Source organism: Acidithrix sp. C25, from assembly GCF_904848545.2.
Genome location: NZ_CAJHCI020000003.1, coordinates 275412 through 300293 on the forward strand (window position 1 = coordinate 275412; position 24882 = coordinate 300293).

General features: G+C 47.6%; 19 protein-coding genes and 1 pseudogene. 9 read left to right on the forward strand and 11 right to left on the reverse strand.

Going from position 1 to position 24882, the window contains the following annotated elements:
- Positions 1-17: 17 nt before the first annotated feature.
- The 3 genes and pseudogenes from ACIDITHRIX25_RS000000100350 to ACIDITHRIX25_RS000000100360 form a co-directional block, all read right to left on the reverse strand.
- Positions 18-643 (reverse strand): annotated as a pseudogene (locus ACIDITHRIX25_RS000000100350) (IS607 family transposase).
- 33 nt (positions 644-676) lie between these two features.
- Positions 677-1267, reverse strand: coding sequence for a response regulator transcription factor (locus tag ACIDITHRIX25_RS000000100355; protein ID WP_052606659.1), 591 nt, complete (start codon positions 1265-1267; stop codon positions 677-679).
- A 406-nt stretch (positions 1268-1673) separates the two neighbouring features.
- On the reverse strand, positions 1674-4220 hold the full coding sequence (locus ACIDITHRIX25_RS000000100360) for a M1 family metallopeptidase (RefSeq protein ID WP_052606658.1): 2547 nt from the start codon (positions 4218-4220) through the stop codon (positions 1674-1676).
- 821 nt (positions 4221-5041) lie between these two features.
- Between ACIDITHRIX25_RS000000100360 and ACIDITHRIX25_RS000000100365 the strand changes: the two genes are divergently transcribed.
- A complete protein-coding gene (locus ACIDITHRIX25_RS000000100365) occupies positions 5042-6019 on the forward strand; it encodes an adenosine kinase (protein WP_201731921.1) in 978 nt (325 codons plus the stop codon).
- 752 nt (positions 6020-6771) lie between these two features.
- On the opposite strand, the gene ACIDITHRIX25_RS000000100370 is transcribed toward ACIDITHRIX25_RS000000100365, so the two are convergent.
- The 3 genes from ACIDITHRIX25_RS000000100370 to ACIDITHRIX25_RS000000100380 form a co-directional block, all read right to left on the reverse strand.
- Positions 6772-6987 carry a transposase gene (locus ACIDITHRIX25_RS000000100370; protein ID WP_201731922.1) on the reverse strand — a complete coding sequence of 72 codons (216 nt, stop codon included), beginning with the start codon at positions 6985-6987 and terminating at the stop codon, positions 6772-6774.
- 83 nt (positions 6988-7070) lie between these two features.
- On the reverse strand, positions 7071-7619 hold the full coding sequence (locus ACIDITHRIX25_RS000000100375) for an IS110 family transposase (protein WP_201731923.1): 549 nt from the start codon (positions 7617-7619) through the stop codon (positions 7071-7073).
- Between the two features lie 221 nt (positions 7620-7840).
- Entirely contained in the window at positions 7841-8236 is a 396-nt protein-coding gene (locus tag ACIDITHRIX25_RS000000100380; RefSeq protein ID WP_152626115.1) for a response regulator, read from the reverse strand.
- Positions 8237-8602: 366 nt separating this feature from the next.
- Between ACIDITHRIX25_RS000000100380 and ACIDITHRIX25_RS000000100385 the strand changes: the two genes are divergently transcribed.
- A complete protein-coding gene (locus tag ACIDITHRIX25_RS000000100385) occupies positions 8603-9307 on the forward strand; it encodes a hypothetical protein (RefSeq protein WP_201731924.1) in 705 nt (234 codons plus the stop codon).
- Here the strand turns inward: ACIDITHRIX25_RS000000100385 and ACIDITHRIX25_RS000000100390 are convergent.
- The gene (locus ACIDITHRIX25_RS000000100390; RefSeq protein ID WP_201731925.1) at positions 9304-9987 is read right to left on the reverse strand and encodes a hypothetical protein; all 684 of its coding nucleotides are present in this window, start codon (positions 9985-9987) and stop codon (positions 9304-9306) included. The two genes, ACIDITHRIX25_RS000000100385 and ACIDITHRIX25_RS000000100390, sit on opposite strands and share 4 nt — an antisense overlap.
- On the reverse strand, positions 9897-10976 hold the full coding sequence (locus tag ACIDITHRIX25_RS000000100395) for a CHASE3 domain-containing protein (RefSeq protein WP_201731926.1): 1080 nt from the start codon (positions 10974-10976) through the stop codon (positions 9897-9899). Before ACIDITHRIX25_RS000000100395 ends, ACIDITHRIX25_RS000000100390 begins: the two co-directional genes overlap by 91 nt.
- Before the next feature lie 587 nt (positions 10977-11563).
- Here ACIDITHRIX25_RS000000100395 and ACIDITHRIX25_RS000000100400 point away from each other — a divergent pair.
- From ACIDITHRIX25_RS000000100400 to ACIDITHRIX25_RS000000100430, 7 genes are all read left to right on the forward strand, one after another.
- Positions 11564-12208, forward strand: coding sequence for a response regulator (locus ACIDITHRIX25_RS000000100400; protein ID WP_052606650.1), 645 nt, complete (start codon positions 11564-11566; stop codon positions 12206-12208).
- A 106-nt stretch (positions 12209-12314) separates the two neighbouring features.
- A complete protein-coding gene (locus ACIDITHRIX25_RS000000100405; RefSeq protein WP_052606649.1) occupies positions 12315-13169 on the forward strand; it encodes a glycerophosphodiester phosphodiesterase family protein in 855 nt (284 codons plus the stop codon).
- A 186-nt stretch (positions 13170-13355) separates the two neighbouring features.
- Positions 13356-14387: a tRNA 2-thiouridine(34) synthase MnmA gene (mnmA, locus tag ACIDITHRIX25_RS000000100410; RefSeq protein ID WP_201731927.1), complete on the forward strand. Its 1032-nt coding sequence runs from the start codon at positions 13356-13358 to the stop codon at positions 14385-14387.
- 293 nt (positions 14388-14680) lie between these two features.
- A complete protein-coding gene (ligA, locus tag ACIDITHRIX25_RS000000100415; protein WP_201731928.1) occupies positions 14681-16786 on the forward strand; it encodes an NAD-dependent DNA ligase LigA in 2106 nt (701 codons plus the stop codon).
- 129 nt (positions 16787-16915) lie between these two features.
- Positions 16916-19198 (forward strand): Stk1 family PASTA domain-containing Ser/Thr kinase, encoded by a 2283-nt coding sequence (locus ACIDITHRIX25_RS000000100420; protein WP_201731929.1) that lies wholly within the window; start codon positions 16916-16918, stop codon positions 19196-19198.
- A 733-nt stretch (positions 19199-19931) separates the two neighbouring features.
- The gene (locus ACIDITHRIX25_RS000000100425; protein ID WP_201731930.1) at positions 19932-20894 is read left to right on the forward strand and encodes an ABC transporter ATP-binding protein; all 963 of its coding nucleotides are present in this window, start codon (positions 19932-19934) and stop codon (positions 20892-20894) included.
- Positions 20887-21621, forward strand: a complete 735-nt coding sequence (locus tag ACIDITHRIX25_RS000000100430; RefSeq protein ID WP_201731931.1) for an ABC transporter permease — start codon at positions 20887-20889, stop codon at positions 21619-21621. Before ACIDITHRIX25_RS000000100425 ends, ACIDITHRIX25_RS000000100430 begins: the two co-directional genes overlap by 8 nt.
- A gap of 215 nt (positions 21622-21836) precedes the next feature.
- On the opposite strand, the gene ACIDITHRIX25_RS000000100435 is transcribed toward ACIDITHRIX25_RS000000100430, so the two are convergent.
- The 3 genes from ACIDITHRIX25_RS000000100435 to ACIDITHRIX25_RS000000100445 form a co-directional block, all read right to left on the reverse strand.
- Entirely contained in the window at positions 21837-22220 is a 384-nt protein-coding gene (locus ACIDITHRIX25_RS000000100435) for a transposase (protein ID WP_201731932.1), read from the reverse strand.
- A 615-nt stretch (positions 22221-22835) separates the two neighbouring features.
- Positions 22836-23630 (reverse strand): Druantia anti-phage system protein DruA, encoded by a 795-nt coding sequence (locus ACIDITHRIX25_RS000000100440; RefSeq protein WP_201731933.1) that lies wholly within the window; start codon positions 23628-23630, stop codon positions 22836-22838.
- A 170-nt stretch (positions 23631-23800) separates the two neighbouring features.
- Positions 23801-24559 (reverse strand): alpha/beta hydrolase, encoded by a 759-nt coding sequence (locus ACIDITHRIX25_RS000000100445; RefSeq protein WP_201731934.1) that lies wholly within the window; start codon positions 24557-24559, stop codon positions 23801-23803.
- Between the last annotated feature and the right edge of the window lie 323 nt (positions 24560-24882).

Below are 24882 nucleotides of genomic sequence, written 5' to 3' on the forward strand. Positions count from 1 at the left end.
GAGGCTCGGACATCGGATCATGGAGTTACCTCTTTGGCCACCTCTTGAAGCCGTTCCATAACCTTTTTGTTTTTATGGTTACGCGATCCATATAGCCAGCCCGAGAAGACGGTTACGATTTCAATGACATCGTTTGTCAGATCTTCTTCAAAGGTTGAATCCTCGCTAGCGTTGATAATGATTACTTCGACTCCAAAATGCTCACAAAGAGACAAAACAAGCTCTGACCCAAAACGAAGCAGTCTGTCCTTGTGACTGAGCACCAGCCGATCTACCTCGCCGGAGCAAATCCAAGAGATAAGCACTTTTAGTCCACGCTTATGGTAGTTGAGTCCTGACCCTACATCGGAGATGACCTCATAGCTCCACCCGTTTGCGGCGCAATAGCTCTCTAGGAGAGCCACCTGGCGAACCAAGTCGTCTTTTTGAGCGTTGGTTGACACGCGGGCATAGGCGATGGTAGCTCTGGTGGATGGAGCTTTATGAGAGTAATAGCACGAAGCTTAGATAGGTCATAACGCCTTCTGCCTCCTTGTGTGCGTATAGGAGGATCGATACGTCCTTCTGCTTGTCATCACCGTAGCGTCACGGGGTGTACCCCAAGCTCCTGTGCTGGCACCCCAATAGGCACTAACCTCGTCATATAGGCATTATAGTAAACTTCGTTCAAGAGTGCTCAGCTGGAGAGTAGCAGTAGCGAGCCCCATGCTGCCAAAAGTAGCGCTTCTCTGGTGAAGACCTTTCCTGGCGAGGAGGCGAGTTTGTAGAGTAGGTCGAATTCGCGCTTTGAGAGGTCGATCTCAGAATCGTCAACTGTGGTTCGCCGGGAATTGGGGTTAATCGACAATTTTGCCATTGTTATGGTTGGTGCGCCAACTTCGAAATCGTGAAATGTTCCATTGAAGCGCCGAAGATGGGCTCGCACTCTTGCTACGACTTCAGGCGCCGAAAAAGGTTTGGTGACATAGTCATCCGCTCCAATTTCAAGGCCAGTGATCTTTGAAGATTCCTCTCCTTTTGCTGTAACTAAGATAAGCGGTATATCTGTTATTGTTCTAAGTTCTCTAACTAGGGCAAATCCATCTGCGCCAGGCATCATAACGTCGATAAGAGCTATGTTGATTTGGTATTGATCAAAGAGCGCTCTAGCGCTTGTGGAATCTCCGGCCTCGACGACATTGAAACCTTCTTTGGTGAAGTAGCTCCTCAAAAGTCGACGAAGTGGATATTCGTCGTCGACGATCAAAATTGTAGTAGTTTCTTCCATGAGTTGATTCCTAAGAGGAGAGCGCGTCAATCGTGTTGGAACGTATGAACTTTTGAATAGAGAGTGCTCTTTTAGCCCGACCTATTTTGATTCCTATTTGAGTTATTTGAGATTTTTAGATCCAAACAAGAGACAGTAGTCTCTTGTTTGGATCTAGATCTTCATAGAGAGTTTTCCAAAAACCACCAGAGCGAAAGATATCAGATCAGGAAGTATCGATTCTCTGCTTCTCCCCAATGAGTTTTATTGCTTCATTGGGGAGTTTGCCTTACACATCATGACCTTGATTTTTGTAGCCCAAGACCCCATATTGATTATCTGTAAAATTAGGGCTTTGGTTTCAGGTCAAATCCTCAAAAGAGCTGTTTTGGATGATCTGTTACTATGGTCCGCCATGTTGGTTTCGCTATAGTTGCGATCGAAGGCGATTCGAGAGAGCAAGGTTGGCCTCGAAGCGCTCCCGTATCTGAAGTAGCTTTTTCCCAGTCTCAGGGATCCGGACGTTAGCTAGAAAGTTACGGACTTCATTTGCTCGATTTGAGATCTCTGGACTATAGAGAACGGCCATTCCTTCTATCATCCTTGAGATTGTGCTTTCAGGAAAGCGGCTTGCAAGGGCTTCATAGTTATTCGCCACGAAGTCGAATGCAATTGGCCCAGATGTGGCGCCGGCGAGCATTTTAGAGATTGTAAAGGGAGCGTCCTGACTTCTAATTTCGCTTAGAGACATTCCCAAAGTCCTCTCTATCAAGGGAAGTTCGGTGAACTCTGAAAGAGCTGAAAGATAGCGCTGTTCTTCGATTGGGTCACTTGGGTGTCGATATTTGTCTAAGACGAAGGCGTAATCGGCTTCGTCTCCATTGGCCGCAATGATTCGAAGGATGCTTTGGGCCAACGAGGGTTCCATTGTGGCTTCGCCTGACATCTCTGACCTGAAGGTGCTTTGGGCAAATTCAATAACTTCTGGATCTTTGACAAGTGTTCCTAGGACCGAAATGATTTGAGAGCGTAGGACTCCAGTTGTTTCAGGTTCGTCGTCGGCTGGGTTGAAGCCCAAAACCTGCAATAGAGGCCTAAATAATGCTCCTGCGATATCTCCTATCCATTCGCTTTTTTCACTTCCAAGTGCCTTTGACGCGACTTCGAGACCTTGTGCCACGACTGCCCAAACGGGAGATTCGAGGAAGGGCCCCTGCCCGCCGAGAGCATTGGCCACATCCAAGAACCCAAGATAGTCGATCTTGGCTGCGACGACTTGAGCCCAAGAGTCCGAGATCAAATTAAACCTCTCGAGCTCCTCCAGTTTATGAATCTGTGGAATGATTTCTTGGATCAACTCTTGAGAATAAGCAACACGATAATACCCGTCGCCCTTAGCGTTTATGATGGTCGGCACGCTTGAAGAGTCGGCGATCTTAGCTCTTGTAGTATCGAGTAGATATGTGTTTAGTTCGTCGGAATCATCTAGGTTGCGGAACGTGAGCGGTACCGACCAGATCTCTCCAATTGCTGAACCTTCTGGCTTGCCGGGAATAAAGGAAAACGGCTCCTGCTCGACAATGAGGTCGGTTCCTTCCTTTTTGAGAGTCACGAGAGGAAATCCGCCCTGAAATACCCATGAGTCCATCAAAGACCTTACTGGCGCGTGCGTTGACTCCTCGAGAGCATCCCAAAGATCGGTGGTTTCCGCATTGGCATAACTATATTTGCGAAGATAGCTTGAAACTCCGGCTCGGGTTGGCTCGGTTCCGAGATAGCGTTCAAGCATTCTTAGGACGCTTCCGCCTTTTTCATAGGTTAAGATGTCGAACATACCTTGACAATCCGATGGATGCGCAACTGGGTACTCTATCGGTCGTGTTGCATGTAACGAATCAGTAGTCTGGGCCGTCGAACGGTATATGCCGAAGGTGTTCCATTTTTTCCAAGCTGGATCAAAGTGATCAGTACAGAGAGTTTCCATATAGGTCGCAAAGGCTTCGTTCAGCCAGATGCCATTCCACCACTTCATCGTAACGAGATCCCCGAACCACATATGAGCTATCTCGTGTGAGATCACATCTACGATACGCTCTTTTTCTGGTTGTGAAGCGTTTGCACTATCGACTATTAGCAACGACTCTCGAAAGGTGACTGCTCCAATATTTTCCATAGCGCCGAAGGCAAAGTCTGGTATGGCTATGAGGTCCAATTTTGATGCTGGATAGGCGATTCCGAAGAAGTCCGAAAAGAATTCAACGGCGTGGGCGGCGGCTTCAACTGCAAATGTGGTGAGATGAGACCATCCTGGACGGTGAATGATTCGAATTGGTATGCCACGAACCTCTCGTGGCGTGGTCGCCTCTAGAGGTCCAACTACAAACGCTACTAGATAGCTCGATATTGGTATTGTTGGCTCGAAATTTACCAGCTTCTTCCCCGAAGCGAGCATAACACTAGAGACCTCCGCACCGTTGGAAATCGCTATGTGTTCTGGCTCGACTTCGAGGGAGATCTCAAAGATCGCTTTCATCTCAGGCTCGTCAAAGCATGGGAATGCGCGACGTGCGTCAGTTGCTTCAAATTGAGTCGTGGCGATTTCAACGATTTGGTCTTCATCGTTACGATAGGTACTCTTATAAAAGCCAGCGAGGCGATCGTTAAGGATGCCAGTAAAGTTCATTGCTATGGCGAAGGCACCACTGGGTAATTCCTGTTCCAAATCAAGATTGGCCATCTCGTTTTCGGTATCGTAAGTGATATTTGCGTTGTACGTGCCAGATGGATCTGTAATAGTGGCGGTTTCTATTACCAGTTCGATAGCGTTGATTCGAATTGACGAAAATGCTTCAGCGGCTTCACATTTTATCTCTAGGCTTCCTCTGAAAGTTGCATCTTTGAGATTTGGTGCGATATGGAGTTTGTAATGAAGCGGATGAATTGTTTTTGAAAGGCGATAGTTCTCGGTTGTCACTTGCCCTAACGTAGTAGATTTTTTTCACTTTGGCCCCACTCTGGACAAAACTTTTTCAGCCATGAACCATCACAAACGCCTCTAAAAGTGTCTACCCCTCAGCTGGATCTGCCTTAAATGCAGGAACCTTTGGAAGACGGGGTGTGGGCTGTGACATAGATTACAATCTGATTTCCGGTTCTCTTTGGGGTGCGAATTTAGCTAAAGGGATTGTGGGAATGGCGTCTTTGTATTTTTTTTGAAAAATAGCAGAGGCCTCTAAGTTTGGTTGATCTGAGAGACGGTTGATCTGAGAGACGGTTGATATGCACATTGCTGTCGCCAACGACGAGATTTAGGGGATTTGATTGGGTCTTTCTTTGTGTGATGGTCGCATTTTAGATTTGTCAACAGTATTCGCAATGGGCTTGGCCGTAGTCGTCAAACTATTAGTCTCTCGAGGGCAAGTTAGCCCTTTTTCTCTTTTTAATAGTCTCGAACGATTGAATCGGTGTTCGCCAAATGGAAGGCGCAGAGTTGTTCTTTCGTGGAACCTCTTTTATCGGTCGATCGGATGCCGTTCTCTTTTTTGATATTGATGAGATTTCAGTGATCATGGGGAACGAGGCTCCCTAACGACGACGTTAGCGTTGTTGCCTAGGTCGTTCGATCTCTTAATGTTGCTTTCCATTCCGACGATGTCTCCTTTGGTCTTGCGTTCATTTGTTGGCTCTAGTCCTATCTGGCTGCCGAGACATCTAAGGTGGAATCTTACAAAACGCAGATCTATGGGACCGAAATAATGGTTCGGATATGATTCAGAAACGGCATAGGCTCAAAAAATGGCAGTGGTAGGCATAGGACATGCGATTATTGATCTTTTCGTTCAAGCAGAGGTCGAACTAATCTCGGAATTAGGGTTAGATCCTGGTTCGATGACCTTGATCGATGATTCAACTTCTAGGGAAGTTTTGGCACATCTTTCTGTTCTGAAGGCTTCCTCTGGAGGCTCGGCGGCAAATACCCTGGCTGGGGTTTCGAGTCTTGGTGGTGCAACGTATTTTGTCGGTGCCCTTGGAAATGATCAGTTCGCTAATAACTATCGTGATGATCTAGAGGATGTAGGGATTGTATTTATCGACAATTCCTTGGACTTGGGCGCCTCCAATACCGGCCATTGCATTGTAATTGTAACTCCCGATGGGCAAAGGACGATGCTAACCCACCTTGGTGCCTCGATTCATGTTTTGGATTCAGTGCCCAACATTGACCTTGGCCACGATGCAATTGTCTGCTATGTGGAGGGCTATCTTCTGGATTCACCATCTGGTGGCCAGAATATCGAGGCCATGTTTTCGAAAGAAATAGCAGGGGTAGAGTACGCATTTTCACTTTCAGATCGAACCTTAGTCCAAAGACGCAAGCCCCAGATCTGGGAGCTGATTAAAGGCGGTGGAATCTCGATTTTATTTGGCAATGAAGATGAATTTCTTGAATTGTGCGATTCGAACGATCTATTAGGTGCCGTAGAGAAAGTCGGTGCTTATGTTGGCGAAGGAGCGATCACCCTTGGTGCTAAAGGTTCTTTTGTATTCTCTCGCGATCAAGAACCTATAGTAGTACCAGCGGCCCAAATAGAAGTAGTGGACACCACCGGAGCCGGCGATCTATTTGCTGCAGGCTACTTGTTTGCTCGTGAAAAGGGGTACCCTTCTTACGAACGAGCAAGGATGGGTAATATCTGTGCTTCTGAGGTAATCTCACACTTTGGCGCTCGTCCGCTCGTGGAATTGAGTACTTTGGTAGCCAAGGCATTTTAGGTAACCCAGTCAATTCGTCACCATGGAAAGAGGCGCTGGCACCTGATACAGAGTGATCGGAGGTATTTTGATCTATCTGTATTAGGTATTGGCGGTCATGGATAGATCTTTGCTATGAGGAGTTTTTGGATACTTCCTGGTGTGTAATGCTTACTGTATTCCCGAATTTAGAGCGCGCAAAACTAGAGTACTGTGGTTGTGAGTCATCTTATAGCTAGAGATGCCGCTTCCAGATTGGTCATGGGTGTGATGTTTTAGGTCTTGGTGGTCGAACCTCTTTACTTCGCCACTTCGACGCTAAATACCACGAGAAACCATGAGGCTCTAAAGGCGGCTAGTGTCGGTGTTGGCTCCAGGCGACTGCCTGGGTCATGGTAACTTCAAAACCTAGAGCTTCTATTCGGCTAGCTAGTTTCTGAGCTTGGATAGCTGGGTCACAACGACGATCAAAGTAGTCGGCTCCTGGGTCTACATACAAGGTGCCATTGGTGAGTAGATGCCATAAAAGTATCTAATATGGAGTGGGCAACAGCGACTGGCGCTTTATTAGCTCCTCTGCGTTTAGCGATACGAAGATACTGGGTTAAATAGCTGGGTTGAGTAGTATGTGCCCTTCGTACGTGCGGCTGCTCTAGCCGCCTCAATCAAGATTCGTCTCAGCCATGGGACACCATGACGTGTACCAGCTGGCCTTTTCTTTACCAGCTGACTCATAACTCGCCGGTGCGACCCCAGCCCATGCACACAGGTGACTAAGAAGTTGGAAACCTCGACATGTCACCCCCTGTTTCAGCGATGATCACCTGGGCCGTGGTCTGTGATGTACCGGGTATAGAACACAAGATGGCCACCGCTGGATTAAAATCCTCTAGACCATCACAGATCTCCTGGGTTAGCTCTGTGATGGTCTTATCACAGAAGTCAATGTGGGCGATGATCTTACCGACACAAAAGAGCGTGATGATCATCAAAGGTTCCAGCTAGTGCCTCTTCTAGCTGTGAGATCTTACTTCGCATCTCGGACTTGGCCATCTGGGCTAGGACCACAGGGTCACGTGTTCCTGAGATAAGTGCCTCGATGATCTCCCTCGACGATGCGCTCCATATAGCTGAAGCTACCGAGGTGATCTTGATGTTGAGCATCTTGGAACACCTTGCCTAGGCGTTGAATCTCCTTGGTAGGTGTGTCGACTTGGCTCTTGCGATAGCGGGTCAAGTCACGTAATGCACGAATCTCAGATGGAGGCACCATTGAAGGTCTCACCATCCCATGCCTTGCAACATCGCCTAGCCACTCAGCATCGGAGAGATCGGTCTTTCGTTCTGGTACGTTCTTGGTGCGTTGGGCGTTACAGAGCCACAAGTCAATCCCTCCAAGGCGTAGTACACCGGCTTGGGGAAGATGTCGGTTGCCTCCATCGCTATCGTTGTTAGTTCTGCCTCGGATAAGAACGATGCCAATTGGACCAGACCTGCGGAGTGTCGTTGGAGTGGTTACCTTGGTTAGCTCAATATCGGTGGAATCACCTATCCGAGTGTATGTCACCACCGTATCGCGGTGGATATCAAGACCAGCGACTCTGTCTCTAATCTGTTCCATTGTGCTAACCGCACTAATTGTTTATTAGTGGAGGTTGTAGGGATCAGGCCAAGGTAAAGCGGAATCTGGAGTACGTGCTCGTAGCGACATTCTTTGGTTCTCAACGGTCCACCACCAAACTTATAACGCGCTCATGGCTGCAAGAAAGGACGGTGACTACTCCCGAGGGCCTTCATCGCTAGCATTACATGCTTCAGCGGTGTTGCCAACGTCATAAGAACTTATTCAGGTTGTTTTTCTTCTGGTCTTTGGCTCATCTCGATTTTGTAGTTCTCATAGATTCCTTGGAGTGCCACCATGGTTTGATCTTTTGAGAAGAAAATATGCGCGCCAGCCATTATCGCCTCCTGCTTGATCGGAGCAGTATTCGCGGTCGAAAATGCCACTAAAAGGGTCTTTGGGTGGTTTTTTGATATCTTTTTTATTGCACTCAAACCGTCGATGATAGGCATGCGGATGTCCGTCATGGCAATGTCAGGGGCGGTGCTATCGCACATCTCGATTAGTTCAGCACCATTCTTTGCGGCGCCAACGACAATCAATTGAGGATAGTTCGAAATGGCATGGATGAGGGCCTCTCGATATTCGTCGGAATCGTCAGCAATTACTATGCGCATTTGTTGGAGTGCCTTCACGATAAAACTCTATTTGGACTATTCAAGTATTGTCGACGATTGGCATAACTGCCTGACGTTACTGCTATCGGCATGGTAGTCAAATATTACTATCTCATTTAAATCTTTCTATGCAATATGTGTTAGATAATCAAATGAGCGACTGATTGTTTGTGAATTTCTGGAGGCATGTAATTCTTGAGAACCAAAAGCGTAAATTATTCAAGTGCAAAAATTGTCCTAAACGATTAGTGGGCCATCAAGGTTAAAGGAGTTGCATTTAGAAACCGATTAACAGGTAGAGCATACAGATAATTTTTTTAGATGCCATAGTAGTTGCGTGGTGTTTTGACGTAGATGGATTTAGCGATGGTAGAAAGAGCGCTTTGTAAGGAGATCTGGGGAGGCAACTGTCGAGAGGTCGTACTGTATCCACTATTTCGATGTGTATATGGACACTCTCCAAGTAAATCGGATCTTCCCACGGCAAGCCATACTGTGGTTGTTGATTGGGATGGGGAAACTGCTACGGTGGACGTAGCCAATCTGATTCGGACGGTTCTAAGCCCTTTTATAGGTGAAAAATTAATCGCAAAGCTTCTTGAAAACTTGGAGATTGATGCGATATTGGCTCGGGATATAGCACAAGCTCCAAACCTACCCTTTGAGCGCTTCTTGGATTGTTTGAACTTTCGTCAAATTCCGCGCCGCTCGTTGGAGTTGATGGTACACGAGATGCTCTCTTTGCTGGAAGTATCTCCCAAGGTTTCATGGCTTAGCGGTTATTCTAAAAATGAAGTTCCAGATACTTTATGGGAGATAATTAGTAACGGAGAGAATGAAGCTGTAATTGGTCCGGTCCCTGACTCTGTTGCGGATTCTAACCTAGAAAAGCTTGCAGAACTTATCGGTGACCCTGTCTTTCACCACAGTCTGATCGTCGAGATTTGTAGGCGGTCGCTCCCTAAGACGCTCGCGGATGCGGCATATGAGCGATTTAGAGTCTCTCCTAATGTGGATAAATGGGATCTTAGAGAGTCTCATGAGCTGATTTTGGACACTTATGGAAGCTAGTTTGAAAGTACAGGAGCGACATTTGTGAGAGTTCCATCGCCTAGCAGTGGAATGGTAGCCCTAAAGGAGATGAACGTTCCCTTTAGATCACCCATTGACTCTATTATTTCGACGAGAGTCATCTCTGGCGCGTTATCTCTGTCTTCTTCGATCGGATGTTTCGTGGCGATATTCCACTGTATCTGCCTTTCGAAGAGCGTCTCCTTTCTGAGATCTTTTTCGGTTTTGAAGATCAGTTGCATCGACAGCTGGCCTCCTATCGATTCGATCGAATCTACCAAAAGCGGTATGCCGAGGTGGCCGGCTTGACTATGGCGCCGCGGTCCATTTCCAATTAGATGTTGAGCCATACTCTTCAAGTTAGCTATATCAGGTTCGCTAACTTGATTTACCGAATGAATAGTCATTTCTGATTTAGAGGCAACTACTGAAAGGTCAATTGGACCTCCACGCGATCCTTTTAGGGCGTTGGATGCAAACTCTTGGACGCACCTAAATCCCAAAAGCAAGGTGGGCTCAGAGTGAGAGTCGCGATTTTTTAGTTCGGAGAGTTCGACGACGGCGTTGATTCTCGATTCGGTCCCAAGCTCTAGAGACGAAATATGCTCTTTAACTGCTTGCTCAAAGTCGGATCGAGCAAGCCCAGGGGATAGAGAGTGGCGATCATATTTCGCATCCACTCTGTCGCTCGATCAATCAAGGAGACTACGGGATCGCTAGATAATTGTTCGACGCCGTATCCTCCCATTTGAAGACGTAGCTTCGCCGCAGCTAAGAGCTGAAGTGGATTGTCATGGATTGCTTCGGCTACCTCGCGACGCTCTCTAAATTGAGCGTCGAGAAGTGCTGTTTTTCGTTGAATGTCGAGCTCCTTGAGAATCCCTTGGCGCATTGATTCGATTGAGTTAGATAGTGACTCGATCTCTCGTACTCCATGAAGTGATACAGGGGTTGAGAGGTTACCGTTGGCCACTGTGTCGGCTTCGCTCTGGAGTTTTCGCATGGGTGTGATGATCATCAGCCAGAACATCGTTCCCAGGGTAAGAATAATTACCAGTGAAACGATTGCCGCTACCGCAACTGTGGTGCGGAGGTCGTCTAATGCAACAGTTGCAGCATTCCGCAGAGTATCTTCTGTTGTGATAGTCGATGAATTTAGTGTGGCAATTCTGTTTCTTAGGGCATCAAAAGTTGCTTGATCGGATTGAAGGCTGGCCTGTATCGCTGACTTTAATCCCGATTCTTCGAGAGAAGGTACAATTTCATGGAGCGTAGCGGAGATTTCCCATGATGTTCCAGCGAGTTGAACCGCATGCAATTGTTTGTCCAAAAGACCATAGGGGCCAAGCGCCGAGTCAAGGATCTTATAAGCTGCAGTCACCTGTTTTGTTCCCGAGACAAAAGGGGCTAAAAATGAAGTATCCCCAGTAAGCACATAGCCACGCAAACCAGTCTCTTGGTTTAAGTATCCGATTAGAAGCTGAGCCTCGGCGTTTTCAGCTGGATGGAAAAACTTCAGCGATGAGTTGGCGACATTTGCTTCGTTTGAGACGGCGGCAAAGATTGCACTTGCATTTACTAATGCGGCTACGCTCAGCAGGAGTCCCGCAAGGAGAAATATCGCAGAAAAAGAAAGTCGTGATCGTTTTATTCTAACTTTGGTGATCATCGAAGTTACTTCCTTGGGTAATGAAGAGTGGGCGATTGAGTTTCGCATGGACCTAATTTGTATGTCGGTCGTCTCGAGCTAAGTCAAGGTGCGAATTGACAGAGATCTCTTATGTGACCTTCAATGTTTGTGTATAGTTGTGTTGTTTAGGTCGTCAATTTGATACTATCTCTCGCGAACTTTAACCTTTGTAGTCATTTTGACTATTCCGCAGAAGTTTTCGGCTTTTTATGCAGTTATTGGTTTTATACTCCAAGTCTAAAGCACCATTAGTTGTAGGGATATGTTTGATCGGGTGCGATTTGAATATGGTATCGCGGCTTCGGGGAGTGCGACTGGCGGTGCCGTATGTTGTTGGTGACTTTAGGTTTTTTGGGGGCGGGCGTTACAGCACTCTTATTTTGGGCTCAAAGCCTATCCTAATCAAGTGATTTGACGATGACTTTATAGTCTTTGAAATTAGGAAGTAAATTCGAAGACTTCTCCTCAGAGTTTTTGTCAGGTTGCTCTAAAAACTTTTCACAGACGTCAATTTTGCAAACAGCGATCGACGATGACCAGATGGGCTATGTTTACGGAGGCCTTTATTGATACTAGGTGAATCCATTCAGATATTGATCGTAGAAGACCACACGGTCTTTGCTGAAACTATGTCGATGGCACTTTCGGCACAGTCTGATATGAATGTGGTAGGTGTGGCTAAAGATGGCTCAGAGGCAGCCTCGATGTTGAGAAGTTATCATTGCGATGTGGTTCTTATGGACATGCGCCTCGGTGAAGACGAAGGACTGGATGTTATTGAACGCCTTAGGCTGCTGAATGGCGAAGTGGCCATACTCGTTTTAACTGCTGTTAGAGATGCTCGTAGCGCTGCATTTGCAGTCTCGCATGGCGCTGCTGGATTCTTGACTAAGGATATGCCCCTGAGCGACGTCATCCGTGGTATCCGCGACTCCGTGAGAGGGCGATCCGTAATGGAGCCTTCGATGGCTACTGAGGTTTTGAGTATCCTGTCGGGGCGGCGTCAGCGTGTTGGTGATAATTTGACCAAGAGAGAGATCGAAGTCCTTCACATGTTAGATGCTGGTAATTCGGCTGCGGAAATTGCTGGATCTTTGAATATCTCTTTAAATACAGCTAGAAATCATATCGCAAGGATAATCTCCAAGTTGGAGTGTCATTCGATGCTCGAGGCCGTTTCTACTGCACGCAGAGAGGGAATAATCGACTAGGCCGCTTTGAATAAGGTGTTTGGTTGAAATGGTTATTTGATGAAGTTGGGATCTGCAAGTTTGATCTAGCATGGTAGCGGTGTAACTTTCAAGACCAAAGGCAAAGATGGCTAATAAGTGGCTAGAACAACGTGTTATAGGCTACGCTCACCAAGGTGGAGCTTTCGAGGCGCCGGCCTCGACCTTTTACGCAATGGACAATGCAATAAAATTGGGTATGACTGGGCTGGAATTAGATATCCACAGAAGCGCTGATGGCGTTTTGATAGTTATGCACGATGAAAGTGTTGATAGAACTTCTTCAGGGGAGGGTCGAGTCTCGGATCTAACTTGGGAAGAGCTCTCAGCCCTAGATAACAGTTACTGGTTTGTCCCCGACTCAATGGAGGCAAATAGCGTTGGTCATCCACCTAAAGACTATGTCTATAGAGGTCTTGCGCCCGAGAATCCGGAATTCGGAATTGCTCTATTTTCGGAGATTCTGGAGCGATACAAAGATGTCTATATCAATGTCGACATAAAACAAGCCTCTCCAAATTCGCTTCCCTACGAGACGCAGGTAGTCGACGAGATCGTTGCTGGTGGAGCAATCGATCGAGTCATGGTTGCCTCCTTTAGGGATTCCTCTCTTTTTGCAGTTCGAAAGTATAACTCTGAAATATCCACATCGGCGGGGCCGGGTGAAGTTTCGGAGTTTTATTTTGCGCTTTTGAATTCGTTCAAAAGCGCAGTTGCAGTAGCACTTGCGGTGCCCTATGTCGCTTTCCAGATTCCGCACTTTTACGGCGAGATTGAACTTGCTACCAAGGAATTCATCGATGCAGCACATGCAGCGGACAAGGCGGTGCATGTTTGGACAATTAATGATCCTGCGGAGGTAGAACTTCTTCTCGAGAGAGGCGCGGATGGGATTATTTCGGATTGCCCGAGCGTTGTGAGCAAAGTTATACCAAGGAAGTGATCTCTTGGCGGCTGATCCTATTGCGAGCAATAGTTAGCTTGGGTTGAAGTCGATTGAATTGACATTTTTAATTTCTGTTTTTCTTTGTTCATGGTTGGCCCATGAACTAGGCAGAATCATATTTGGTACCTTGTGCAGAACAAGGTTTTTGGCAATTTGCCTCGTTTTTCAGGAAGAAATAATCAAGTGAGAGTACTGATAGCGATGTCGGGTGGGGTTGACTCTTCTGTTGCTGCGTTGATGATGAAAAATGCGGGACATGAAGTTGTTGGCGCCACAATGAAGTTGTGGGGTGGAGTTAGCGATTCGGGTTGTTGCTCTGTCTCGGATGTGGCAGACGCTCGAATGGTGGCTGGACGAATTGGAATAGACCACCATGTCTTTAATTTTACAGAAGAGTTTGAATCTAATGTAGTTGACCACTACGTTAAGTCTTATTCAAGTGGATTGACTCCAAATCCTTGCATAGAGTGTAACCGGAAGATTAAATTTGACTTATTTATCGATCGAGCGCTACGTCTTGGATTCGATATGGTGGCAACTGGCCATTATGCAAGGGTAGAGGAACGAGTAGACGGATTTCATCTTTTGCGCGGTATCGATCCGAAAAAGGATCAATCCTATGTGATCTCTATGCTAAATCAACAGCGCTTAGGTCGATTGATTCTTCCGATTGGAGATTTTCCTAAAGAGCAGGTTCGAGAGATTGCTAAGGATGCTGGTCTTATCACGGCTAGTAAGCCTGACTCCCAAGATGTCTGTTTTATTGCCTCCACCACTTCAAGAGTTGAGTTTCTCTCTAAGCGAACAGCTGTCCATGAAGGTGTAATTGTCGACTCAGATACTGGGAGCGAACTCGGTAAGGTTGAAGCTATTGAGACAGTGACGATTGGGCAGCGGCGGGGATTGGGAACCGTGGGCGACTCGAAACGTCGATACGTGATAGAGGTGCGTAACGACGAGCGAAAGATCGTCATGGGGACGCTTGATGATACCTACGCGTCGATGCTTCACTTTGGAGATCTTGCCACGACTCTAGGGCCAATCGAGGAGGGATCTCATGTGATGATTCAGACTTCTTCGCACGGTTACGTTAAAGGCGGCACCTTTTGGCTTGATAGGGTAGAGCTAGATGAACCCATTCGTAAGGTCGCCCCCGGTCAAACCGTCGCCTTTTATAGGGATGATGAGGTGTTGGGAAGTGGGGTTGTGAGATGAGGCTGGGTCAGTAAATTTCTCTTTTTATCTCTTCTTTGGGGTGCGCCGAGGCAAATTCTGTCACCACTTTTCCACTGCTACCAACTTTGCCATAGGGATTTTTGAAATTAGGCAATTTGGCAGTCTGATATCGGATTGGATTTGCCAGTGGCTAACCAAAGTGGGTTAGTTCCAAAGTGGGTTTGTCAAGCGCAATGAGTTTTTATGGCAATCTGGCTCGATTCGGATGCAGATTTTTTGAGATAATGATCTAATAGTTGATCTATTTTTATTTGGACCTGGGAGTGGATGCAATGAACTTCGAAGCCGCAGATGAGATCGAGGCGTCTTTGTTGATGAGGCGTCTTGAGTCTCAAATTCGCCAATGGGATCTTTCCTACTACGTTTTAGACACCAGCATGGTTTCGGACTATGACTACGATCTAGCGTTTTCTCAGCTTCGAGATCTAGAGGAGAGGTTCCCGCTGCTTCGAAGCGATACCTCTCCGACTGCGAAAGTTTCAGGTCTGGCTCACGAGCTCTTTAGATCGGTTACTCATGCGATTCCAATGCAAAGTTTGGACAACGTCTTTTCGATCGAGGAGCTCGGTGGCTGGGTAGAAAGAACCCTCAAAACACTTCGAGAGGTCGATGAAACTAAGAGCCCGAAGTTTTGCTTTGAGTTGAAGATAGATGGTCTAGCAATGGCACTTTCCTATCGGCAAGGTGTCTTGGTAAAAGCAGCGACCCGGGGCGATGGGACGATGGGGGAGGATGTCACTGCAAATGTTTTGACTATCGATGCAATCCCAAAGACGCTTGGACCCCACAGGAATGATATAGATCTTGAAGTGCGTGGTGAGATTTACATGCCATTATCTTCTTTTGATCACCATAACGAGATGGCGCTAAAGGCTAGATCGGATGAATCTCTCTCGCCAAGTGAGAAGCCCAAAGTCTTTGCCAATCCAAGGAATGCCGCAGCGGGCTCCCTAAGAGTCAAAGATCCCAGGGTAACCAGAAGCCGCAATTTGAGTTTTTTTGCCTACCAAATTGCTTACTCATCGAACGCCCACTTTGAAAGTCATTTCGATTCTCTTGGATATCTGAGAGAACTTGGATTTCCTACAAATCCCAATACGACTAGAGCTAAAGATTTAGAAGAGATTGCCCAACTCATAACTCGATGGTCAAGTGGTCGTGAAACAATAGATTACGAGATCGATGGTGCAGTCTTGAAGATCGATTCTATCGAGGATCGAGAACTGCTTGGATCAACTTCAAGGGCACCTCGTTGGGCTATCGCTTATAAGTACCCACCAGTGGAACGCCATACAAAATTGGAGCGCATCCTTGTCTCGATTGGAAAGACCGGTCGCGCCACCCCTTTTGCGCAACTGCAGCCCGTGGTGGTTGGAGGGTCGGAGGTAGGATTAGCAACCTTGCACAACGAAGATCAGGTCGTACTAAAGGACCTGCGCGAAGGTGATACGGTAATTGTACGCAAGGCTGGCGACGTCATACCCGAGGTCTTGGGAGTGGTTCTAAGCGAGAGAGCTGCAGGTTCTTCTCCTTGGAAGTTTCCAGAGCTTTGCCCGGAATGCGGGGGTGAGCTCGTTCGCTATGAGACAGAGGTGGATCGCTACTGCACGAATTATCTTTGTCCAGCTCAGGCTGTAGCTCGCATGACGCACTTTGCTTCTCGGTCTGGGATGGATATCGAGGGCCTTGGGGAGTCGATAATCTCGCGACTTTATCGACAAGGACTTCTACTAGATGTATCTGATATCTATCGTCTGACAGCTGGGCAACTTCTGTCACTGGAGCGATTTGGCGAAAAGAGTGCAAGTGCACTTATAGATTCGATTGAAAAGTCAAAGGAACCGCCCCTTGCAAGGTTCTTGGTTTCGCTAACAATTCGCCATGTTGGCCAGGTGGCCAGTGAGGCCCTTGCTGACTATTTTGGAAGCTTGGAGAAGCTGAGAGGGGCTAGGGCATCGGAGATTTCAACGATTGAAGGAATTGGACCCACCATAGCCGCGGGAGTTGAATCTTATTTTAATGATCCGCGACAGCAGGGGCTCCTTGATTCATTGATTGAACTGGGGGTGCGACCAAGGTCAACGCAGAGGCCATCGAACCAAGCTACCTCCTCCTCGAGCTCTGGTCCTTTTGCCAATCGTGTCTTTGTGGTGAGTGGAACTTTACGGGGTTTTAGCCGGGACGAGGCTGAACAAGCAATAAAATTTGGTGGCGGTAAGGCGGTCTCAAGCGTCTCGAAAAAAACCACAGCTCTCATAGTTGGTGCTGACCCGGGAGCATCTAAGGTCTCCAAAGCACGTGAACTGAATATACCCGTGAAAGATGAAGATTTCTTCGTGGCGCTGCTTAATGGCGAACAATTGCTTTGGGACCTATAATAGAACTTTAGATATTTTGCTTATCGCTAAATCCCCCCTTATTTTGGTGAATTCCATCTAGAATCATCAAGGAATTGGCTTTTATGTGTCAAATTTTTTTCAAGAGGTTATCGATCTAGATGGTTGCGTTTGAAGCGGCTAAGTGAGCACATTGGTGCGGTTCTTTTAGATAGGTATGTACTGGTCGATTTAGTCGGCCAAGGTGGGTCAGGAGTGGTTTACGCCGCTAAGGACCTAACCTTAGGTCGCCGGGTCGCCGTTAAGCTTTTGCATGAAGGTTTGAGCTCGGATGCTGCCTTTATAAAGCGATTTCACGCTGAAGCCAAGGCAGCAGCTTCCTTGAATCATCCCAGTATCGTTAGGGTCTTTGACTCTGGCGAAGAGCATGGCGCTCCTTTTTTAGTCTTTGAATTTTTAGGTGGCGGCACTCTTAGGGATTATTTGGACTCGGGAGTCCAACTTTCAATCCCGCAAGCCGCTCGAATTTCGCTTGAGATTGCCCAAGCGTTGGCTTATGCCCATAATCGGGGATATGTTCATCGTGACATAAAACCCTCAAACCTGCTCTTTGACGATGAAGGCAGAATAAGAGTCGCCGACTTTGGAATAGCTCGAGCCTTAGCTGAGGCTGCATGGACTGAACCAGTTGGAGTGGTCATTGGAACCGCGAGGTATGCCTCTCCAGAGCAGGCTCGAGGAGAGCAATGTTTTCAAGAGGGGGATATCTATTCTTTTGCTCTTGTGATTATTGAAGCGATAACAGGAGAACTTCCTTTTTTGTCGGATACCACCTTTGCTACGGTTATGGCAAGGACCAAGGAAAGTATCGTCGTTCCGGATTCGCTTGGTCCATTACGCAATCTCGTCAGCGAGATGGGTTCTTTGGGCGTCAAGGATCGCCCATCTGCAGCTTCAGTAGTTGAGCGATTGGCGGTTATCGCCAGAGAACTTCCAATACCAGATCCGCTTGATTTGACGTCTTGGACGCCATCAAAGAATGCTTTTGACCCGCCTACTACTGTTTCGCGTATACCACCTGTCATTGTGCCTAGTAGCGCTGTTGGAATTGACCTTGAGGGGGCATTAAACCCAGAACATGGCGTTTTGGATTCTAAATTTGTGCCGCCGAGTCCATCTAACGATTTTTTGAGGTCCGTGGAGTTAGCGAATGCTAAAGGTGAGTTTTTCGATCAAGATGAGCACCTTCTAATTCCAGAAGAAACCACGCTAGCTTTGAGTGGGACAAGCGCGAAAACTTCTAGTGCTCCAGTGGACCAAAAGGCTCATTCTGATAGTGAGAGTGGTCTAGGGGAACTGCATTGGTTTGAAGCGCTACAAGCCGATGCGGATAGCACCTTAACCGTTGGCCAAGTCGGGGCTGTAGCGGGTCAAACTTTAATTGAATCAAACCAAGAAACGAGAGGCCCTAGAGAGGACTCTCAGTCCGACGGGGTAAAGGTATCGAAAAGGCTCAAGAAATCGAAGGGTGAAGGAAGTGATGCCACGGGATCGTCGCAAAAGCGTCGTTCGGTTTTCAAGCGCAGTGCTGTTTTGCTTGGCATCCTCGCGCTTGTTGTGGCGGTGCTAATCGTAGCTATAAGCGCTCTCTCTTCTCCGGCAAAGTTTTCCATTCCAAATGTCATTGGCAAGGCTGCATCTGTGGCTCAAGGCAGTATTACTAAAGCGGGCGGCGTGGCATCTACTTCTGCCTCGGTTTATGACCCCTCTATCCCAAAGGGTGACGTGGTATCTCAATTTCCATCGCCTGGGTCTCTGGTTGTAAAAGGTGTCAAGGTAAATCTCACCATTTCGCTGGGGCCACCTTTGGTAGCAGTTCCAAATGTAGTAGGTGATCCGCTTCAGAGTTCTATTGATACACTCACCTCTAACCATTTGAGCTACACCACCTCTAGCTCATATTCTGAAACCGTCCCTACGGGTGATGTTATCTCCCAATCTATTACCGGAACCAAGGTCGTACAAGGTTCTAAGGTGGCACTTGTAATTTCAAAAGGTCCGGTGCCGCGTATTGTGCCGAACTTGGTTGGGCAAAGCCTTGCGGCGGCAAAGTCGACACTTGGAAGTCAGGGTCTCAACTTGACATCCCAGGTGGCCTATTCGAATTCGGTCCCATCGGGTTCAATAATTTCACAGAATATTCCAGCGGGCAATAGCGTCGCAAGGGGCAGTACGCTTTCGGTTGTGGTCTCACAGGGTCCACACTTAGTTAGTGTCCCTGATTTGACAGGAATGACACTTTCGCAAGCTCAGGCAGCCCTAGCCGGCGTCGGATTGAGCGTTGGTTCGGTATATGCGCCCAAGGGAAGTATCGTTATAATTCTTCAGAATCCGCTGGCTAGCACCTCGGTGCTTTATGGGTCAACCGTCGATATCTATGGAATCAAGATGTGAACTAAGTCCGTTACCGTAACTTTCTAACGACGAAGACAAAAAGTGGGGCTATTTGCCGAGTCTATGGTCGCACTTTTGGAAGTGGGCCGTTTTGTAGATGCTCTATTCGCGTTGGTTGCTGGTGATGGCTTAGTTGGATCTTTGGATTTAGGTGGTCTTTCTTGTTTTGATCAGCTTGGCGATGGGTTAGATTGCAAAGCTTCGCCACTTATGCAATTTTTTTATTTGGAAATCGCAAGTAGTGGCTCTTTGTCCGCCAAAATATCTATAGTTGCAAAGTGAACTCCACATATAACCGCTAAATCTTCCAAATTAATCGTTTTCCCAGCTTGGGGCATATCTCTCCTTTGGAAAGAATGTTGAAAAAGCCCCCCCCGGTGATATGAACTGCGACTATTTCTTTTAGGGCGGCATTTAGTTTTTTAGAGTTTTTTCAATATAGATGGAATCGCTGGGGCTGGCGGCTTAGCCAGAGCAATGGCTAAGCCGAGTGGTTTTTGCATCTGTGGCAATCCTGAATTGGTATTATGACAAGAGATCGATTAAGATTTTATCGTTTCGATTTTTTTTCATTTATACGTCTTAGTAGTTGTCCTATTGGAATTATTTGGTAGTTTTATCTTGTCCGTTTAGAACCTTTCTGTTCGTGGGTGCGTGATTTTCATGCAAGCAAGTAACGCGGCGGTATCTCGTTGGCGAATTTGTGTGGATCTTCTTTTGGGAGCAGGAATCTTTGGTTGACTTAGACGGCCTCTCAGATGTGGTGCAGATAGAGGGTCTAAGTATTCGATACGGTGACCTTCTTGCGGTGTCGGATGTAACTTTTAGCGTCTCCCGCGGCGAGCTCTTTGGCCTTATTGGGCCAAATGGCGCTGGAAAGACATCTATTCTCGAGACGATCGCCGGGTTGCGGCGGGCGGTCTCTTCAAGTGGATCAATCTCGACCTTCGGATTTGACCCGTTAACTCAACAAAAGAATTTAAAGGCCATGGTGGCTATTCAGCTACAGGACTCCGCCTTTCCGAGTCGTGTGACAGTAGGCGACATGTGCACACTTTATGAGAGCATCTATAACGCTCGGGACGCTAGCGATTCCTTGTTGGAAGAATTTGGGCTTGCGGATCGACGAAGTAGCTTGGTTAGCTCATTATCCGGTGGCCTTCGACAGCGATTGGCGCTTGTTTTGACCCAGGTGGGTTTTGCTCAACTTCTACTCCTCGATGAGCTGACTACCGGTCTAGATCCAGAGCAAAGGCGTGCTACGTGGAAGATCATTCGTCGCCTGGCTACATCTGGCAAAACCATCGTTTTGACGTCTCATTATATGGATGAGGTGGAAGCTCTTTGTTCTAGGGTCGGAGTTTTGCATGGAGGTCGCCTTGTATTTTTGGGGACTCCAAAAGAACTTGTTTCCACATATGGTGGATCTCCACAAATCGAGGTAGATACGACGTTGATGAATGAGGCTCAGGTCCAACAACTCTTAGATTTGGGAGACCCCCAAGATGTAACAGCGACCGATACTCGGGCGACTTTTCGGACTTTTACCCCCGAAATGGCTGAAAGAATCATTTTATGGATTGGCGCTAAAGGATTTTCGCCAGCGATCGCGCACTTTAGATCGCCCAATCTTGAGGAAGCTTATCTCGCGCTTATCGAAAGTTGCGACAAGGCAAGGAAGCAGACAAGTGTTTAGAGGAATACTTTGGTTTGAAACCAAGCGGATGGCGCGGAACTTTGTTCCTGTCTTCTTTGCCCTTGTTTTTCCGGTCATGATGCTGTCGATCTTTGGTGGAATCTATGGGAGCACTCCGTCGGCTCGTTTCGGGGGTCGGGGGGTTGTCGACAGCTCTGTACCGGCGTATCTTGTGTTGGTTATAAGCGTCACAGGTTTGATGAGTTTTCCCCTTGGACTTGGTGAATACCGTGAACGTGGTGTGTTGAAGCGCTTTTCCTCGACGCCGGCTCGGTCGTCCTCATTTCTACTAGCACAGGGTATCGTAAACTTGGTACTGACCATCGGGGGAGTAATTCTCCTCGTTTTGACTGGCTTGATATTCTTTGGCCTTCATCTGCCAAAGAATATTGTCACGACAATATTTGCTCTTATATTGGTCATGCTCGGGGTCTACTCGGTCGGTGCCTTGATCGCAGCTTTAGCGCGAACCGAACGTCAGGCGATTGTCATCGCCAATTTGGTTTACTTCCCGGTTATTTTTCTCTCGGGAGTGACAATTCCATTGGCTATCTTTCCATCGATAATGATAAAAATTAGCGACTTCATTCCCTTTACCTACGGAGTTAAGTTACTTCAGTCACAATGGCTGGGAACCAGCACAAACCTAGGCGTGGATCTGTCGGTTATCTCTGCGACGATTTTGCTAGGAGCCTTTGTCGCCATTCGAGCATTTCGTTGGGAATAGTTGATTTCAGAGATGGCTTTTATCCCACGGTCCTTCGCAAAGTCCATCATCTGAGGCAGTCACCGAAGGCCGACAGAATCAACTCGGTAGTCATCTGAGGCTCGATTTCCCTGAGTTGACTTCCACTCCTTCCTTCTGGCACGTGTTTTCTGTTTCGATGGCGCGCTGAACCAGCGTGACGGTGTAAAGGTGCTGTGTTGGTGGGAGCTTGGTGGCTACATGCCGAGTAGTGCGAGCGGCCTGGCATGCTCGCGTGATGCCCACCTGAGGCCTCGTGCAGCGTTTGTTTCTCCAGCGTGACGAAGAACAGCAATTGCGAGGTTGTGGAATGAGGCGAGGCTACGTGGCGCAGAGCCAGTTCTCACCTGCGATCTGTCCTTCTCCCAGGTGACATTTCGGACCCAATGCAGTCCGTTTTCTATCTCCCAGTGACCCCGAACGATCTTTGCTATCCGATCCGCACCTGCTTCAGCTGATGTCAGGCTCGTCACGTAGAAAGAAGTCTCAGTCGAGACCATGTGGTCTTTGAGATCAGCTACCTGGCTGAGACATTCCGCTGTCCATCCATAGTGAGGGTCACAGAGAAACCCCAAAAACAAAGCTATTGATCCTTGGTAAGATCTGATTGTCGAATGTGACTAGTTGCCTTGGGCAATCCAGGCATCTAACTGTTGAGACTGCCACTCCCAGGGCCAGGTTTCGCAGTAGTCACCGAATCGCCTTACCACTCGTTTACGACTTCGAATCATAGAAGGAGATAGTCGACGCGCCATATGCTGACATCGCCATCCCTACAACATTGCATCAAATAACATCGGCTCTACGCGCAGTGGCGTTCCAGCACCCACCAAAACCAATGCAGCCGAACCAGACGGACGTCTCATTCGCGCTCCTCCCTGTTGTGGCATCAGATACAGCATTATGTACTCTAACCCAACTTATTAGATGCATCATTATTGCATCTAACTGACTACAGGTGTTATATAGCCATTCCCACCAGCGCTTTGGTGCGCGATGGACAAACTCCTATAGAACTGCTTAAAACTGTTTTCCCAGGTGGGAACTAATCACGAACCATGCTGAATGATGCATCAGACCTAACATTGCTCATTTTGCGGATAGTAGCATCCGATGGTGGAACATACCGCTTGTGCACCGGGTGGAACTTGGCACCAAGGCGAGCAAGGGCTTCTTGTGGGCAGTCAGCTGCCCATTCACCGATTGCAGTCAGACTTCGACAAGCCAGCGACTGTTGCACACGCTGCGACAGCTAAGACGCTTGAGGGGCTGTGACGCACACCTCGTGGTTTGCGATGGTCACAGATCTGGCTGAGACGAGCGAGGAGACCACTGTCACCTTCGAAGTTCACGTTATTTAGGTTGATCAAAGGTGCCTTCCTTCGCGGAGTAGATGAAATCGCTGGATGGTCGAACTCACCAGACAAGATCGAGAGAGCGTCACGCCTGAGTAGACGGGCGAGACAGAGTTTCTGTTTGCCATGATGGACGTAGCGACCAGAGACCCTGCCATAGCCGAGGGTAGTTCCTAATACCGTGAAGTTAGATGCAAGATAACAAGTTCCGCGGTGACGGGATGGATCGACGAAGGTCTCGACCAAGAACACTGGGTGGCCCCAACGCTGCTCATAATCGTCACTCAACCTCTTGAGACAACGAGATAGTACTGCTGAGGCGACGTTAGCCTGTCTTCCAGCAGGCAGAATACAGAATCTCTGATTGTTGGTCACGTAGCGCAATCGCTTGAAATGTATCTCATCACTCCAGCCAACAAAGCTATCTCGTGGACGACATGCAAGCGCAGCAGCTCCGAAGCCAACCAGTGCCAGCCATTCCCCGTCTGGGGATAGCGCTACATAGCGCATCGTTTCACCTACGAGACGGTGACCGAGCCAGTGATGCTCATCGAGACCAGCATCGAAACGGGCCTGCTCGCTCAGAAGTATAGGACGAACGCTTATCCGGCCCACATCGATTGGCGGTTCTTGCATCCTCTATTTCTAACAGCTACTGAAACAAAACGTCAATCCTGTTGTGTCAGGCCAGGTAAAGCGACATTCAGCTGGACTTTGCAATGGCCATGGCTTTTATCCGTATCCGTTGGAAATAGCTCGCAAGAACCAACGATTTTTCCCAACGGAGAAAAAGCCCAATCAAATGTCTAATTTTTCGTAATAAATTCCAGCATTCCCTCTGTGATTATCTCTGAATCGTAGTCCAGTGTAGCGACGTGAAACGACTTTTCCAGAACTACCCTTGTTACGTTTTGGGCATTATCGCGGAGGTATTCGCCTGATTCAACTGCAACTACATGGTCTTGTATCGAACTAAATAGCAAGATCGGTATGGCAATCTCACTTACCTTGGGCGAGAGTTCCTTTGCCGCTTCGAATAGAGACTTAGCTGCTCGCACTGGTGCCCCTGGATATGATGCTTCCTCCATCTCTGGATTTGCTATGTCCGAGCCAATGGCTGGAAAAACTTCTAGACCACTTTCTAAAACTTGATCGATCAAGTCGAAGAAGTCCGGCGGTGGAGGTAGGACCAGTGGATTTACAAGTACCATTGCCTTTACTCGGCGATTGCGCAATGCGAGATCAAGAGAGAGGGTACCTCCCATCGAGATGCCAACCACATAGATCGCCTCGTTCTCTTCGCCTAGGCCTTGAGCTGCTTGGTCAACATCTCTGAGATAGTCTTCGTATCTAGTCTCGAGCATATCTTCTAAGACGGTACCGTGGCCCGAAAGGAGTGGAACGCTTACGGTATGGCCAGCGTTAGCAGCTGCAATATATTGAGGCAAAAAGGTTTGAGGTGAGCCAGTGAAGCCATGAATGAACAGCACCTTCTTTGAATCTGGGCCTCCGTCGACAAAGAAGGGCTGCCGATGGTCATTGGGTATATCAAATTGTGGTGTCATTTCTCTCCTTTGCAAGACTTTAGATATCTCGCAATTGAACCTTTTGTTTTTCGGTCCGTAAATTTATTTTCGGATCTATCTACAAATTTCTACCTTAGCCGATAGCGGCTATTGAAGATTGAGGATTTTCTTATGGCTGATACAAATAGTCGATCAATTTTTGCTCAAGGTTCTGCTCTCGTTTTATAGACGTGCCCTTACTGGGTTTTTGCAAGGAATACACTTTGTGATCTCACGGCCATGAGATTGTACCGCGAAACTAAGGACGATGCCCTTTGGCGTGTAGCATTTGGATTTTGGCTATCTGCGTTGTCTTAGGTTGA

Coding starts and splice junctions, on each gene's coding strand:
- ACIDITHRIX25_RS000000100445 (WP_201731934.1), bottom strand. CDS start 24,559: ATGACACCACAATTTGATATACCCAATGACCATCGGCAGCCCTTCTTT.
- ACIDITHRIX25_RS000000100370 (WP_201731922.1), bottom strand. CDS start 6,987: ATGATCATCACGCTCTTTTGTGTCGGTAAGATCATCGCCCACATTGAC.
- ACIDITHRIX25_RS000000100380 (WP_152626115.1), bottom strand. CDS start 8,236: ATGCGCATAGTAATTGCTGACGATTCCGACGAATATCGAGAGGCCCTC.
- ligA (WP_201731928.1), top strand. CDS start 14,681: ATGAACTTCGAAGCCGCAGATGAGATCGAGGCGTCTTTGTTGATGAGG.
- ACIDITHRIX25_RS000000100440 (WP_201731933.1), bottom strand. CDS start 23,630: ATGCAAGAACCGCCAATCGATGTGGGCCGGATAAGCGTTCGTCCTATA.
- ACIDITHRIX25_RS000000100395 (WP_201731926.1), bottom strand. CDS start 10,976: ATGATCACCAAAGTTAGAATAAAACGATCACGACTTTCTTTTTCTGCG.
- ACIDITHRIX25_RS000000100365 (WP_201731921.1), top strand. CDS start 5,042: ATGGCAGTGGTAGGCATAGGACATGCGATTATTGATCTTTTCGTTCAA.
- ACIDITHRIX25_RS000000100385 (WP_201731924.1), top strand. CDS start 8,603: ATGGTAGAAAGAGCGCTTTGTAAGGAGATCTGGGGAGGCAACTGTCGA.
- ACIDITHRIX25_RS000000100405 (WP_052606649.1), top strand. CDS start 12,315: ATGGCTAATAAGTGGCTAGAACAACGTGTTATAGGCTACGCTCACCAA.
- ACIDITHRIX25_RS000000100355 (WP_052606659.1), bottom strand. CDS start 1,267: ATGGAAGAAACTACTACAATTTTGATCGTCGACGACGAATATCCACTT.
- ACIDITHRIX25_RS000000100375 (WP_201731923.1), bottom strand. CDS start 7,619: ATGGAACAGATTAGAGACAGAGTCGCTGGTCTTGATATCCACCGCGAT.